We start from the raw sequence: 14,651 nt of genomic DNA, 5'->3' as shown, positions 1-14,651 counted from the left end.
CCGGTTCGCTGGACTGCGGTGGACGCCTGCGCCCCGAGGGGGCAGCGGGACGTCTCGGACGGAGGCCCACACTAACGGCTGGACAAGATCACGGCCCGCCGCCTGTGGATAACCCACCAGCGCCGGGCCGTTCGCTACATGCCGATGTGTACCTTTTGATCGCTCACTGGGCGGGTCGGCCGCCGCGCGCACGTAACACTGCTCTACGGCGTACTGGACGACTCTTTCCGGTCGGCGGCGCTCAGATCGCGGCCTTCTTGAGGCGGCGGCGCTCACGCTCGGACAGACCGCCCCAGATCCCGAAGCGCTCGTCGTTGGCCAGCGCGTATTCAAGGCACTCCGAGCGGACCTCGCAGGCGAGGCAGACCTTCTTGGCCTCGCGGGTCGAACCGCCCTTCTCGGGGAAGAAGGACTCGGGGTCGGTCTGGGCGCACAGCGCGCGCTCCTGCCAGCCGAGTTCCTCGTCCGCGTCGTCGACCAGCAGTTGCTGCACCAGCTCGGTCATGTGCGCCCCTCGTCAGTCTTTCGCGTCCCCGTGATGTAGCCGTTACCGATTTCGGCTGAACGACACGAGTGAAATTACAAGTGTGCCGATCCGGGCCAGTCAAGCCGAGATCTGCTATTGGGCCCCTTATTCACTCTGCGGAACCAAGGCTATGCGGAAAGTGTTCAAATCGGCATAAACCCCGACAGGCAACAGGGGTCCGGTCAGGCTTCACACCCCTCGCAGGGGAGGACGTCCACACGTTCGATCCCGTTCCGATACGTACCGCGAAGCGAACCTGATCACAGTCGGATCACAGAATCACAACGGAGTCCGTGCGCCCTGCGGTGCGCTCCATGTGTCCCTGACTCCCTATGAACAAACCTTTCGTCTGTCAGATGAACCGGATGAGGTGAATCAGCTCCCACATACCGGTCCTCAAGTTGACAGCGGAGGTGTGACCCGGTGTCCTAGTGGGCATGCTCGCGAACTCGGTACCCACCCAGACCCGCCCTGCCGGGTCCCTCGGTGCTGCCCGCGCTCGCTGTAGCTGTTGCTGTTCCGGCTGTTGAGCCTTCCCCACCGCTCCAGCCGCACCTGAGCCCACCCGGCTCGGCCGCTGTTCCCTTCCGCCCGCACCAGGGCCCGCGCCACGCCCGCGATCCGGACGCACGGCACGCGATATCCCCGCAGCTCATCCCCATCGCTCATCTCCCGCCGAGGAACACCGCACCCCATGAATAGCGACAGCGACCTCCAGATCGCCGGCGACATCCTCGAAGTACCGCACCTGCTCCAGCCGCCGCGCGAGCACCCGGCCACCGTGGCCGAGTTCGCGGGCCTCGCCCGCTCCATCGCCGCCGACCGCTCCCGGTGGGCGCCCCTGGTGCAGTTCGACGCGACGTCCCGCTGGTACCACCGCCTGCAGACCGGCCCCGGCTACGAGGTGTGGCTGCTGTCCTGGGTGCCGGGGCAGGGCAGCGGGCTGCACGACCACGGGCGCTCGTCCGGCGTACTGACGGTCCTGGACGGCGCGCTGACCGAGCGCACGGAGCGCGGAACCCGCGCGCTCGGAGCGGGCGCACAACGGGTTTTCGCACCGGGATATGTGCACGAAGTGGTGAACGACGCGTGGGAACCCGCGGTGAGCCTGCACGTCTACTACCCGGGGTTGACGGAGATGCCGATGCACGGCAGCGCGTGTGCCGCGCAGCTCGGCAAGGTCAACGCGTAAGCGCTCCGCCGGGAGTGTGACTCGGCCGCCGGTTGTCCGCGGGTGCGCTGTGGCTGGTCGCGCGGTTCCCCGCGGCCCTGTCCGTGGCTCCGCCGTCGGACCACTGCGGCGCCGTCGGGGCTGGTCGGGCCCGCGCGGCGGAGCCGCCGGTGAGCCGCGAACCGGCACCGGCGCGCAGACGCGTTGTCGTAGCTGCCTGTGAACACGTTGTCGTAGCTGCCTGCGAGACTGGTTCCCATGCGCATTGTGGTTCTGGCAGGGGGCATCGGCGGTGCCCGGTTCCTGCGTGGTCTGAAGCGTGCCGTCCCCGCCGCGGACATCACCGTCATCGGCAACACCGGAGACGACATCCATCTCTTCGGGCTGAAGGTCTGCCCCGACCTCGACACGGTGATGTACACGCTCGGCGACGGCATCAACGAGGAGCAGGGCTGGGGCCGGGCCGACGAGAGCTTCCATCTCAAGGAGGAACTCGCGGCGTACGGTGTCGGACCGGAGTGGTTCGGACTCGGCGACCGTGATTTCGCCACGCACATCGTGCGGACGCAGATGCTGGGCGCGGGCTATCCGCTCAGCTCGGTGACCGAGGCGCTGTGCGACCGCTGGAAGCCGGGGGTGCGGCTCATCCCCATGTCGGACGACCGGGTCGAGACCCATGTCGCCGTGACCCTGCCCGACGATCCCGTCCAGAGCTCCGGCGAGCGCAAGGTCATCCATTTCCAGGAGTACTGGGTACGGCTGCGGGCCTCCGTGCCCGCCGAGGCGATCGTGCCGGTCGGCGCGGAACAGGCCAAGCCGGCGCCGGGCGTCCTGGAGTCCATCGGCCGGGCCGACGTGATCCTCTTCCCGCCGTCCAACCCGGTCGTCTCCATCGGCACGATCCTCGCCGTGCCCGGCATCCGCGAGGCGATCGCCGCCGCCGGAGTGCCGGTGGTGGGCCTCTCCCCCATCGTCGGTGACGCGCCCGTGCGCGGGATGGCCGACAAGGTGCTCGCGGCGGTCGGCGTCGAGTCGAACGCCGCCGCGGTCGCCGAGCACTACGGCTCGGGGCTGCTGGACGGCTGGCTCGTGGACACGGCCGACTCGGCGGCGGTGGAGCGCGTGGAGGCCGCGGGCATCCGCTGCCGCGCGGTGCCGCTGTTGATGACCGATCTGGAGGCGACGGCCCGCATGGCCCAGGAGGCGCTGGCGCTCGCCGAGGAGGTGCGGTCGTCTTGAACAAGGCATCCGGCTACCGGGTCTGGGCCCTGCCCGGTCTCCCCGAGGTCCGGCCCGGCGACGACCTCGCCAAGCTGATCGCGGCCACCGAGCCCGGGCTCGTCGACGGGGACGTGCTGCTCGTCACCTCGAAGATCGTGTCCAAGGCCGAGGGGCGCGTGGTGCGGGCCGACGACCGGGAGGCCGCCATCGACGCCGAGACCGTGCGCGTCGTCGCCCGGCGCGGTCCGCTCAGGATCGTGGAGAACCGGCAGGGTCTCGTCATGGCCGCAGCCGGGGTCGACGCCTCGAACACCCCGTCAGGGACCGTGCTGTTGCTGCCCGAGGACCCCGACACCTCCGCGAGGGCCCTACGGGAGGGTCTGCGGGACACGCTCGGTGTGCGGGTCGGCGTGATCGTGACGGACACCTTCGGCAGGCCGTGGCGCACCGGGCTGACCGATGTGGCCATCGGCGCGGCCGGTGTGCGGGTCCTCGACGACCTGCGCGGCGGCACGGACGCGCACGGCAATCCGCTGAGCGCGACCGTCGTCGCCACCGCCGACGAGCTGGCCGCCGCCGGTGACCTGGTCAAGGGCAAGGCAGCCGGGCTGCCCGTGGCCGTGGTGCGCGGGCTCGGGCACTTCGTGGCCCGGGACGACGGCGAGGGGGCGCGCGCGCTGGTGCGTACCGCCCACGACGACATGTTCCGGCTGGGCACCTCGGAGGCGGTCCGGGAGGCGGTGAACCAGCGGCGTACGGTGCGGGCGTTCACCGACGAGCCCGTCGACCCGGGCGCCGTGCGGCGCGCGGTGGCCGCCGCCGTGACCGCGCCCGCACCGCACCACACGACGCCGTGGCGGTTCGTGCTGCTGGAGTCCGCCTCGTCGCGGACCGGGCTGCTGGACGCGATGCGGGACGCCTGGATCGCCGACCTGCGGCGGGACGGGAAGACCGAGGAGTCGATCGCGAAGCGTGTCCGCCGCGGCGACGTGCTGCGCAATGCGCCGTATCTCGTCGTGCCCTGCATGGTCATGGACGGATCCCACGCCTATGGCGATGCCCGGCGGGACGGGGCCGAGCGCGAGATGTTCGTCGTCGCCACCGGCGCGGGGGTGCAGAACCTGCTGGTCGCGCTCGCCGGGGAACGTCTGGGCTCGGCGTGGGTGTCGTCCACGATGTTCTGCCGGGACACCGTCCGCGAGGTGCTCGGGCTGCCGGACAGCTGGGAACCGATGGGGGCCGTGGCCGTCGGGCATCCCGCCGAGGAGCCGAGGCCGAGGCCGGAGCGGGACGCGGAGGGGTTCATCGAGGTCCGCTGAGCGCGGTCACCGGGCACGGCGCCCACAGGCCGGGGAACTCCGCCCCTGCGCGGTGCCGCGCCCCTTGCCCTCGCCCTTAACCTCGTAGAGACAGCTCCCAGACGTCTCTCAGAGGAATCTCGTGGAGAAATCTCGCAGAGACGCCTGTAGAGACACCTACTGAAGCCCACCAACACCAGGACCTCTTCCGTGGCCGGACGATTCCCCCAGCGCCCCACCCCCACGACCGCGCGCGGTGGGCATGTCGTCGTGCCCACGGGAGTGCCGCGGCCGGCCACGGCACCGGGACGGCGCCGGACCTGGACCCCGCCCGGACCGCTGGACCTCGGGCTGGTGCTCGGGCCGCTTCGGCGTGGCCCCGCGGACCCCACGTTCCGGGCGACACCCGACGGGTCGGTATGGCGGGCCAGCCACACCCCGACGGGCCCTGGCACCCTCCGGGTCACGCTCCGGGGCCCGGTCGCCGAGGCGGAGGCGTGGGGGCCAGGGGCGGAGTGGCTGCTGGACCAACTCCCCGACATGCTCGGCGCGTCGGACGACCCCGACGCGTTCGAGCCCCGGCACCGGCTGCTCGCTCTGGCGCGGCACCGGCGGCCGGGGCTGCGCCTGACGCGGACGGGGCTGGTGCTGGAGTCGCTGATCCCGTCGGTCCTGGAGCAGAAGGTCACGACGGACGAGGCGTACCGGGCCTGGCGGCTGCTCGTACGGAGGTTCGGGGTCCCGGCGCCGGGACCCGCGCCGGCCCGGCTGTACGTGATGCCGGCACCGCGTACATGGGCACTGATCCCGTCCTGGGAGTGGCACCGGGCCGGGGTCGACGACAAACGGGCGTCGACGATCCTGCGGGCGGTGCGGGTCGCCGCGCGGCTGGAGGAGTCCTGCACCATGGAACCGGCCGCGGCGCAGACCCGGCTGGAAGTGGTGCCCGGGATCGGCCCGTGGACCTCCGCGGAGACCGTGCAGCGCAGCCATGGGGCGGCGGACTCGGTGACCGTCGGCGATCTGCATCTGCCGGGGATCGTGGGGTACGCCCTCACCGGGGACCGCGACACCGACGACGAGGCGATGCTCTCGTTGCTGGAGCCCTATGCGGGGCAACGCCACCGCGCGGCACGGCTGATCCTGCTGAGCGGACGCGTGCCGCCGCGGCGTGCTCCGCGGATGACGCGGGGTGACATCGGCCGGCTGTAGGGCTCGCGACGGCTGTAGGACTCACTACGGCTGTAGGACTCACTACGGCTGTAGGACTCACAACGGCCGCAGCATGCACGAGGGCTGCGTGACGTGAGAAGAAGTCTGCCCGCAGGGCGCACCGCCTTCGCGGCACGCCCTGCGGCAGGGTCCTACTGGTCCGAGGAGAAGCGCACGGCGCCCGCGGGAATCCTCGCGTCGCACCAGATGCGTACGCCCTCGCGGAGTTCGTTGTCCGCGCCGACCACCGCGCCGTCGCCGACGACCGCGCCGGTGAGCACCGAGCGCTCGCCGATGCGGGACCCCGCGCCGATCAGCGAGTCGGTGATGACCGCGCCCGGCTCCACCACCGCGCCCGAGAGCACGGTGCTGCCGGAGATGCGCGCGCCCTCGCCCACGACCGCGCCCTCGCCGATCACCGTGCCGCCCGTCAGCTTCGCGTCCGAGGCGACCGACGCCGTCGGCAGGATCAGGCGGTCGCCGCAGCGGCCGGGCACCGCCGGGGACGGGGCACGTCCGAGGACCAGGTCGGCCGAACCGCGCACGAAGGCCGCCGGGGTGCCCAGGTCCAGCCAGTACGTCGAGTCGACCATGCCCTGCAGATGGGCACCGGCGGCCAGCAGGTCCGGGAAGGTCTCCCGCTCGACCGAGACCGGCCGGCCCGCGGGGATGGTGTCGATCACCGAGCGGCGGAAGACATAGGCGCCGGCGTTGATCTGGTCGGTGACGATCTCCTCAGGGGTCTGCGGCTTCTCGAGGAACGCCGTGACCCGGCCCGTCTCGTCCGTCGGCACGAGGCCGAACGCCCGCGGGTCCGGCACCTTCGTCAGGTGCAGGGAGACGTCCGCGCCCGTCGACTGATGGGTGTCGACCAGCGCCCGGATGTCGAGGCCCGTGAGGATGTCCCCGTTGAAGATCAGGACGGGCTCGTCGGGTCCGGAGTGGAGACGGCTCGCCACGTTGCGGATGGCGCCGCCCGTGCCGAGAGGCTCCTCCTCCGTGACGTACTCCAGCCGCAGGCCGAGGGCGGAACCGTCACCGAAGTAGGGCTCGAACACCTCGGCCAGGTAAGAGGTGGCGAGCACGATGTGCTCCACTCCCGCCGCCCTCGCCCGCGCCAGCTGGTGCGTGAGGAAAGGAACCCCGGCCGCCGGAACCATCGGCTTCGGCGTGTGCACCGTGAGTGGGCGCAGCCGGGTGCCTCTACCGCCGACCAGGAGGATCGCTTCTGTCACCTGTCGTCTCTGCTTCCTGCCGGGACCGGCCGTGCTGTCAATCGGCCGGCCAGTCTATGCAGACCTGGTTATGAAGATTGCTAAGGGTGGCATGAGGACCGTGAGAGACGGTATGCGAACGGCCCTTACAGCTCTCGTGCACCAGCCCTCCCCTCCGTCAGCGGCCCTGCAGGCGGGCCGCCGCGGAACGGGCCGTGCCGAGTCTGCCGTACAGCATCTCTCCCGGGCACTCCGTGGCGAATCCGTCACGATGGCCCGAGATCACGTTCAGCAGCGCGTTCTGGCCCTTTGGATAGAGGTTGCCACCACCCGACTGCAGGTATGTCTTGGCACGCGGGTCCATGCCGGAGAGTCCGAGTTTCCACGCGGTGAGGGAGGCGATGGCGTTCATGGCGGCGGTCGAGGGAGCGGCGTTGGTGAAAGTGCCGAGAACGGCGATGCCCGTGCTGTTGGTGTTGAACCCGAGGGTGTGGGCGCCCATTACGGGCTTGTCCACGCCACCGGCCCGGCCCTCGTAGATGGTTCCGCACTTGTCGATGAGGAAGTTGTAACCGATGTCCCGCCAGCCGCTGCTCACGACGTGATAGCGGTAGATGCCGCGGATGATCGAAGGGGCCTGCGAGCAGGAGTAGTTGTTGCCCGTCACCGTGTGGTGCACGAACGCCACCTTCACACTGCCCGTGTAGACGAAGCCCGGCTCGCGCAGGCTCTCGTCGGCTCCCCAGCCGGCGCGCGTGACGATACGCGGCCGTGGCCCGATGAACGGCCCCGCAGCCCCGGGGCCGCCCTTTCGCGGCTCTGCCACCGCCCACCGGTTCGCGGTCTTCCTGGTCGCCTCCCTGGACAGTGCCGGAATCACGGTGGCGTTCAGGGGCGCGAGGTTCGCGTTGACGGCGGATGCGGCGAGTTCCGCGCTCGATTCACTACCGTATGCGCCCCCACTCCATCGCGACGCCGATGCCGCCGCCGACACTCCCTGCCCGGCCTGCCCGAGAGCGTCCGACCGCGGATCCACGCCGGGATCGACCAGTTCCACCCGCAGGCCGTCGGGGAGTACGGGCGCACGGGTTTCGCCCGTCTGGACCGCCTCCGCGCGCACCCGCACCTCGACGCCGTCCGAGTCACCGACCCACAGCGGTGCCGTCGATCCGCGCATCCGGCTCGAACGGCCCTCCATGGTCGCCGGGTCGGGGCCGTGGCCGCGGTTGTGCGTCTCGAGTTCCTGCCAGGCCGACCACACACCCGTGCGACTGGACCGGGTGCGGATCTGGACGCGGCCGTGGAGTTCGACACCCGGGTCGTCCCAGACGACGCCGGCCAGGGAGAAGGAACGTACGGCCGTGGCCTCCAGCCCTCGTTCGACCGCCGCGCCGGCGCGGTGGGGGCCCAGGGGCTGCAGGGGAAGGGACTGGGTACTGCCGGGAATCTGCGCCCCGGCGAACGATTCGGCGGCCGGCACGTTCCGCGTACGCATCGGGTCCGGCCCTGCCGCCGCGGACGGCAGGGCGGACGTCAAGGTCAGGACCGTCGCACAGGCGAGGCCGAATGAGGAAGCAAGGTATCCACGCATAAGTATGATCTTGGACATAGTCAGACATTTATGTCCATCTGGGAACTGACGCACCGTCGGCTCCGCTCGCCCGAACCGGTGGCACGTCCACGCTCCCGCCGATGAGCCCCCGCGCGTGCCCCCGCGTACTCTTGCGCGCGTGAACGCCACCGACCGCACCACTGCCGACCTGCTGCGATCCGCGCTCGCCGAGGATCCCGCACGCCCCCTGGTGACCTTCTACGACGACGCCACGGGGGAACGCGTCGAACTCTCCGTGGCCACCTTCGCCAATTGGGTGGCCAAGACCGCCAACCTCCTCCAGGGCGAGCTCTCCGCCGAACCCGGTGACCGGCTCGCGCTGCTGCTGCCCGCGCACTGGCAGACGGCGGTGTGGCTGCTCGCATGCGCGTCCGTGGGCGTCGTGGCGGACGTCGGCGGCGACCCCGGCACCGCGGATCTCGTCGTCAGCGGGCCCGGCACGCTGGACGCGGCACGCTCCTGCTCCGGAGAGCGCGTCGCCCTCGCGCTGCGCCCTCTCGGCGGGCGCTTCCCGGGGACCCCGGACGGCTTCCTCGACTACGCGGTCGAGGTGCCGGGCCAGGGCGACCGCTTCCAGCCGTTCGCCCCGGTCGATCCGGAGGAGCCCGCGCTGATCGTCGCCGGGGCGGAGTACACGGGTGCGGAGGTGGTGGAGCGGGCCCGCGCCGACGCGCCCGGCCTCGGCCTGACCGGACCCGGTTCGCGCCTGCTGTCCGCACGGCCCTACGACTCATGGGAGGGGCTGAGCGCCGGACTGTACGCACCCCTGGCCTCCGGCGGCTCGGTGGTGCTGTGCCGCCATCTGGAACAGCTGGGGCAGGACGCGCTCGCCCGGCGCATCGAGAGTGAGCGGGTGTCGGCGACGGCGCACTGAGCGGCACCCGGGCGCCCCGGCGCCTCCCCCGTTCGGAGCAGTACCGGCCGCCCCCTGCCACCGCCCCGGGCCATGGTCGTAAGAACCCGACGTCACAAAAACCCGGCGTCGGAAGAACTCGATGTCGGAAGAACTCGATGTCGCAAGAACCTGATGTCGCAGGAACCCCGGCCCGCCCGCGCTGCGAGCGGAGCGCATCTCGTCCGGCACAAGGCGGTGAACCCGCGTGACGACCGAAGGCACCCCGTGGCAGCCGCGGGCGGCCACTCCGCGCCGCCGCGGGCCCGTCGTCGGTGCCTCCGCGACCGGGCCCGGGCTGGTGCGCCGTCGGCGCCGGCGCTGGATCCGGCGCACCTCGCTCGGGCTCGCCGTACTGCTGTTCGGGGCCGCCGGGGCCGGGTGGGCCGCGTACGAGAAGCTGGACTCGAACATCAAAGCGGACAACGACGCCGCCTCCGAGCTGGCCCGCTACGAGAAGGAGCGGCCCGCGGTGCTCGTGCCCGGCGCGCAGAACATCCTGATCATCGGGTCCGACTCACGGTCGGGCGCCGGGAACGCCCGTTACGGACGGGATTCCGGGACCGAGCGCTCCGACACCGTGATCCTGCTGCACCTCGCGGCCGACCGGCGCAGTGCCACCGCCGTCTCCATCCCGCGCGACCTGATGGTGAACGTCCCGGACTGCCGCCGCAGGGACGGCAGCCGCAGCAAGCCCGCCTTCACGATGTTCAACTCGGCCTTCGCCACCGGTGGTTCGGCCTGCACCATTCGCACCGTCGAGAAGGTCACCGACATCCGCATCGACCATCACATGGTCATCGGCTTCGACGGCTTCAAGAAGATGGTCGACGCGCTCGACGGCGTGGAGGTGTGCCTGAAGCAGCCGATCGACGACAAGGCCGCCAAGCTGAGGCTGCCCGCGGGCAGGGTGACCCTCGACGGCGAGCAGGCGCTCGGATACGTACGCGCCCGCAAGAGCCTGGGCGACGGCAGCGACACCGACCGTATGGAACGCCAGCAGCGCTTCCTCGGCGCAATGGCCGGCAAGGTGCGCAGCGACCGCGTCCTGCTGAACCCAGTGAAGCTGTATCCCGTGCTGGACGCCGCCACCTCGTCCCTGACCACGGATCCGGCCCTGGCGAGTCTGCGCGGTCTGTACGACCTCGTGCGCAGGCTGCGCAACCTCCCCGCGGACCGTGTGCAGTTCCTGACGGCACCGCGCACGCCGTACCCGCCCGACACCGATCGCGATCAGCTCGTCCAGCCCGCGGCCGGGGAACTTTTCGCACGACTGCGCATGGACCGCCCGGTCGCGGTCACCAAGGAAGTACCGGACGATTCGGCGCCTCATGCACCGGAAAAGAACGGCAAGGCGTCCGGCAATGCGGGATACGGGTACGGCATTGATGACGGTGAGCAGTCATCCAGCGACGGAAAGTCCGCAGAAAAGCGGTCCGTTGACCCGGTTCTTCCCGAGCGATCCCCCGAACCCCCGCCCACTTTCCGGGGAAACACCGCGGCACAGGACGCCTGCAGGTAAAGGGAACACCAAGGCGGGGAACGCTTGAGCTAAGAACTCTCTGAGAAATAGGGCAGATTGCCCGGTTGTAGGAGAGTGCAATTTGTCACCGCCGTGGCCCCAGGCTGAACTGGGCGGATAGTGTGAGCGATCCGGTGCCACGCCTTCGAGGTCCGACCTGGGTTGGCGCACTGGCTGAATAGACCCGAGCGCCTTGGGGGGAGGCGCCGCGTGGCCCCGACGGAGGATTCGGACAACCGTGGACTCGCAAGGCCGTGGGCGGGCGGACAACATGGACCCCGCAGATCAGTGGGTACGCAACCCGAACACCGGTGAATACGAACTGCGACTGAACCCTTCCTCACCGCAGTCGGCCGTGCCGCGACCGCGGCGGGGAAATCCGTCCGCTCCGGGCGGGCAAGGGGGCACTCGCACCGCACCCGGCCCCCGGGTGCCGGCTCCCGATACCCTGCCGGGTCCACGCCGTCGCCGGGGAGAGCCGCCCGAGCCCCCGCCGGGGCGCAGGCGGGGGCGGACGAAACCCAAGACGGGGAAGGCGAAGAAGATACTGCTGTGGACCGGCGGCAGTATGGCCTTCATCCTGATCGCGGTCACCGGTGCCGGCTATCTCTACCTCCAGCACCTCGAGAACAACGTCACGACGACGGATGTCGGCAGCGCGGGCAAGCAGGGCTTCAGCAAGGACGAGGCGTTCAACCTGCTGATCATCGGCACCGACAAGCGCACCGGCAAGGGCAACACCGGCTACGGCGACGCCGGCAGCGTCGGGCACGCCGACACCAACATCCTGCTGCACGTGTCCAAGGACCGGACGAACGCGACCGCGCTGAGCATCCCCCGCGACCTGATCGTCGATATTCCCGACTGCCCGACGAAGCAGCCGGACGGCACCACCAAGGTCATCCCGGGCACGAAGAACGTCCGCTTCAACACGAGCCTCGGCCAGGACGGCCGCGACCCGGGCTGCACCATGCGCACGGTCAAGGAAGTCACCGGCATCGCACCGGACCACTTCATGATGGCCGACTTCAACGCGGTGAAGACGCTGACCACGGCCGTGGGCGGCGTCGATGTCTGTGTGGGCAAGCCGATCAACGACAAGGAGTCGCACCTCAAACTGCCCAAGGGCGTGTCGAAGATCGAGGGCGAGCAGGCCCTGGCCTTCGTGCGCACCCGGCACAGCTTCGGCAACGCGGGCGACCTGGACCGGATCAAGGTGCAGCAGCAGTTCCTCGGCGCCCTGGCCCGCAAGATGACCTCCAGTGACACGCTGACCGACCCGGGCAAGCTGCTGGACCTGGCGGAGGCGGCCACCAAGGCGCTCACCGTCGACACCGGCATCGGCAAGGTGAGCACGCTCAAGGACATGGCCCTGGAGCTGAAGAAGGTGCCGCCGAAGAACATCGCCTTCACGACGGTGCCGGTGAGGGACAATCCGGCCGAGAAGGTCGTCCATGCGACGGTGGTCCCCCTCCAGCCCCAGGCACAGCAGCTGTTCCAGACGATCAACGCCGATGTCTCTTTGACCACGGTCAAGCAGCAGCAGAAGAAGGAGAGCGCCGCGGTGGCCGCCCGTCTCAAGGGCTCCCGCTCGGCCGCCTCCGATGTCCGGGTCGACATCTACAACGGCGGCGCCCCGGCCGGCAGCGCGCAGCAGACCCTCAGCTGGCTGCAGAACGAGGAGGGCGTCCTCAAGTCCAGCCAGCGCGGGAACGCGAGCGCGCCGCTGGACAAGACGACGCTCGAGTACGCCCCCGACCAGGCCGACCAGGCACGCAAGCTGGCGGACCTGATGGGGCTGCCCGCGTCGGCGCTGAAGCCGGGCAAGAGCGAGACGAACGACCAAGGTCTGCCCGCGATCGTGCTGACGCTCGGCAAGGACTTCAAGGGCGCCGGAGTTCCCCTGACCGCGCCGACCAAGGCGCCGACGGACGTCCAGAAGGCCACCGCGGACAAGCAAGTGTGCTCGACGTGATGACCTGAGCGGCCCATTGCCCGTCTGACACAACGCAGACACGTAACAGGAGGCATACGCGCCCGGTGGGATGCATCCCACCGGGCGCGTCGAGCGTCTAGCTACTGGACGCGCATGCATTCCGGTGGGCCGCAAGGGGCGTACCACCGTTTGGCGAAGGTTCCGCAAGGCGCGGCGGCGCGAGACCCGCCGGGCCACGGAACGGACCCGGTGTGCCGGGCACAGGGTGGGGAGGGCAGGGACTTGGTACAGGGCAGCGTGCGGGGGCAGGGCAAAGGGACGCGAATACAGGACGGGCGGGCCGGTGAACTGGGCCCGGACGACAGACCGTACGAGCAGGAAGGCGGCGGCGTTCAGCAAGACGCCGACGGCATCGGGCAGGACCGCGACGGCGATCGGCGCGCCGGCGACGGTCCGCCGTCCGAGCCCGGCGGCCGGAGCGGCGAGCAGCCGCCCGCCGGTGAGGGCGGAGCCCGCCCGCGCCGCAGACGCCGCGTCCTGCGCTGGTCGGCGACCGTTCTCGCGGTCGTCATACTCGGGACCGCCGGCGCGGGCTATCTCTACTACCAGCACCTGAACGACAACATCAAAAAAGAAGACCTCAACATCGGCGACCCGAAGGACCGGGCTGCCGCACCGACACCGAACGCGGCGGGCCAGACCCCGCTGAACATCCTCCTCATCGGGTCGGACGGCCGTAACTCCAAGGAAGACCAGGAACTCGGCGGCGCGAAGGACACCTTCGACTCCCCGCCCCGCGCCGACGTCCAGATGCTGGTGCACCTCTCGGCCGACCGCACCAACATGTCGGTGGTGAGCATGCCGCGCGACACGCTGCTCCAGTTCCCCCAGTGCACCGACCCCCAGACCAAGCAGGTCTACCCGGCGACGACCTCACTGCGGATCACCAACGACTCGCTGGGCCGCGGCGGTCCCGGGTGCACGGTCGCGACCTGGGAGAAGCTCACCGGCATCCACATCGACCACTTCATGATGGTCGACTTCGCGGGCGTGGTGTCGATGGCGGACGCCATCGGCGGCGTCCCGGTGTGCGTGGACAAGAACATCTACTCCCACACCTCCTCCGGGCACGGCTCGGGCCTGAAGCTGAAGGCGGGCACCAGCTACGTCAAGGGCACGCAGGCCCTGGCTTGGCTGCGCACGCGGTACGGCTTCGAGGACGGCAGCGACATCGCCCGTACGAAGGCCCAGCACCAGTACATGAGCGCGATGGTGCGTCAGTTGCGTGCCAACGCCACTCTCAGCAACCCGGACAAGCTGCGCGCTCTCGCGGAGACGGCCACCTCGGCGCTCACCGTCGACCGGGGGCTCGGCACGGTCGCCAAGCTCTACGACCTGAGCACCGAGCTGAAGAAGGTGCCCACCGACCGCATCACGATGACGACGATGCCGTTCGTCTACTCCGGTGAGCGCGTGCTGCCCAAGTCCGGGGACGCGGACCAGCTGTTCCGGCTGGTGCGCGAGGACATCGCGCTGGACGGCAAGGACGCCGAGAACGGCAAGGACACGAAGAAGGCGTCGCCCGAGCCGGCATCCGCCCCGACGGACAGCGACGACAAGATCGCGGTCCAGGTGCAGAACGGCACCCGGACGGATGAGCTGGCGCCGGCCTCCGGGAGGGCGGCCACGGTGGCACAGCTCCTCGTCGACAAGGGCTTCAGCGAGGCCGGTTCCGACTCCTCGACGGTGCTCTCCCAGGACACCACGGTCGTCCGCTACCCGAGCGCGGACCTGAAGGGCGACGCCGAGCGCGTCGCCAAGGTCCTGGGACTTCCGGAGAGTTCGGTGCAGAGGTCGACGGACGTCTCGGGCGTCACCCTGGTCGTCGGCGCCGACTGGCGCACAGGAACCACGTACAAGGCGCCGAAGCAGGACAACAAGACCCCGGTGTCAGCCGACATCCTCAATGGCGCGGACAAGAAGTGCATGACGGTGGACCCGGCCTTCACCTGGTGACCGCGCGCGTCGGGGCCCTCTCTTCACGTAA

At 70.3% G+C, this 14,651-nt stretch carries 11 protein-coding genes; 8 read left to right on the top strand and 3 right to left on the bottom strand.

What is annotated here, in order from left to right; translation table 11 throughout:
• Window positions 1-241 precede the first annotated feature (241 nt).
• On the bottom strand, window positions 242-505 hold the full coding sequence (locus tag ABZ845_RS07975; protein WP_010986447.1) for a WhiB family transcriptional regulator: 264 nt from the start codon (window positions 503-505) through the stop codon (window positions 242-244).
• Between the two features lie 715 nt (window positions 506-1,220).
• On the opposite strand from ABZ845_RS07975, the gene ABZ845_RS07970 reads away from it, so the two are divergent.
• From ABZ845_RS07970 to ABZ845_RS07955, 4 genes are all read left to right on the top strand, one after another.
• On the top strand, window positions 1,221-1,718 hold the full coding sequence (locus ABZ845_RS07970) for a cysteine dioxygenase family protein (RefSeq protein WP_360974401.1): 498 nt from the start codon (window positions 1,221-1,223) through the stop codon (window positions 1,716-1,718).
• Between the two features lie 237 nt (window positions 1,719-1,955).
• On the top strand, window positions 1,956-2,936 hold the full coding sequence (gene cofD, locus ABZ845_RS07965; RefSeq protein WP_360974398.1) for a 2-phospho-L-lactate transferase: 981 nt from the start codon (window positions 1,956-1,958) through the stop codon (window positions 2,934-2,936).
• Window positions 2,933-4,237 carry a coenzyme F420-0:L-glutamate ligase gene (locus ABZ845_RS07960; RefSeq protein ID WP_360974395.1) on the top strand — a complete coding sequence of 435 codons (1,305 nt, stop codon included), beginning with the start codon at window positions 2,933-2,935 and terminating at the stop codon, window positions 4,235-4,237. The genes cofD and ABZ845_RS07960 overlap by 4 nt, the downstream gene beginning before the upstream one ends.
• A gap of 189 nt (window positions 4,238-4,426) precedes the next feature.
• Window positions 4,427-5,428: a DNA-3-methyladenine glycosylase 2 family protein gene (locus ABZ845_RS07955; RefSeq protein ID WP_360974392.1), complete on the top strand. Its 1,002-nt coding sequence runs from the start codon at window positions 4,427-4,429 to the stop codon at window positions 5,426-5,428.
• Window positions 5,429-5,580: 152 nt separating this feature from the next.
• On the opposite strand, the gene ABZ845_RS07950 is transcribed toward ABZ845_RS07955, so the two are convergent.
• Both ABZ845_RS07950 and ABZ845_RS07945 read right to left on the bottom strand, forming a co-directional pair.
• Window positions 5,581-6,663 carry an NDP-sugar synthase gene (locus ABZ845_RS07950; protein WP_360974389.1) on the bottom strand — a complete coding sequence of 361 codons (1,083 nt, stop codon included), beginning with the start codon at window positions 6,661-6,663 and terminating at the stop codon, window positions 5,581-5,583.
• A gap of 157 nt (window positions 6,664-6,820) precedes the next feature.
• The gene (locus ABZ845_RS07945) at window positions 6,821-8,233 is read right to left on the bottom strand and encodes a peptidoglycan recognition protein (RefSeq protein WP_360974386.1); all 1,413 of its coding nucleotides are present in this window, start codon (window positions 8,231-8,233) and stop codon (window positions 6,821-6,823) included.
• A gap of 139 nt (window positions 8,234-8,372) precedes the next feature.
• On the opposite strand from ABZ845_RS07945, the gene ABZ845_RS07940 reads away from it, so the two are divergent.
• The 4 genes from ABZ845_RS07940 to ABZ845_RS07925 all read left to right on the top strand — a co-directional run bounded on the left by ABZ845_RS07940 (window position 8,373) and on the right by ABZ845_RS07925 (window position 14,620).
• Window positions 8,373-9,128, top strand: a complete 756-nt coding sequence (locus tag ABZ845_RS07940; protein ID WP_360974383.1) for a TIGR03089 family protein — start codon at window positions 8,373-8,375, stop codon at window positions 9,126-9,128.
• Between the two features lie 226 nt (window positions 9,129-9,354).
• Window positions 9,355-10,668, top strand: coding sequence for an LCP family protein (locus ABZ845_RS07935; protein WP_360974380.1), 1,314 nt, complete (start codon window positions 9,355-9,357; stop codon window positions 10,666-10,668).
• 238 nt (window positions 10,669-10,906) lie between these two features.
• Window positions 10,907-12,643 (top strand): LCP family protein, encoded by a 1,737-nt coding sequence (locus ABZ845_RS07930; protein ID WP_360974377.1) that lies wholly within the window; start codon window positions 10,907-10,909, stop codon window positions 12,641-12,643.
• A gap of 243 nt (window positions 12,644-12,886) precedes the next feature.
• Entirely contained in the window at window positions 12,887-14,620 is a 1,734-nt protein-coding gene (locus tag ABZ845_RS07925) for an LCP family protein (protein WP_360974374.1), read from the top strand.
• Window positions 14,621-14,651 lie beyond the last annotated feature (31 nt).

It is taken from the genome of Streptomyces sp. NPDC047022, assembly GCF_040644155.1.
In the GTDB taxonomy this organism is placed as follows: domain Bacteria; phylum Actinomycetota; class Actinomycetes; order Streptomycetales; family Streptomycetaceae; genus Streptomyces.
This window is presented reverse-complemented; position numbering and strand designations above follow the sequence as displayed.

Coding starts and splice junctions, on each gene's coding strand:
- ABZ845_RS07975 (WP_010986447.1), bottom strand. CDS start 505: ATGACCGAGCTGGTGCAGCAACTGCTGGTCGACGACGCGGACGAGGAA.
- ABZ845_RS07970 (WP_360974401.1), top strand. CDS start 1,221: ATGAATAGCGACAGCGACCTCCAGATCGCCGGCGACATCCTCGAAGTA.
- cofD (WP_360974398.1), top strand. CDS start 1,956: ATGCGCATTGTGGTTCTGGCAGGGGGCATCGGCGGTGCCCGGTTCCTG.
- ABZ845_RS07945 (WP_360974386.1), bottom strand. CDS start 8,233: ATGCGTGGATACCTTGCTTCCTCATTCGGCCTCGCCTGTGCGACGGTC.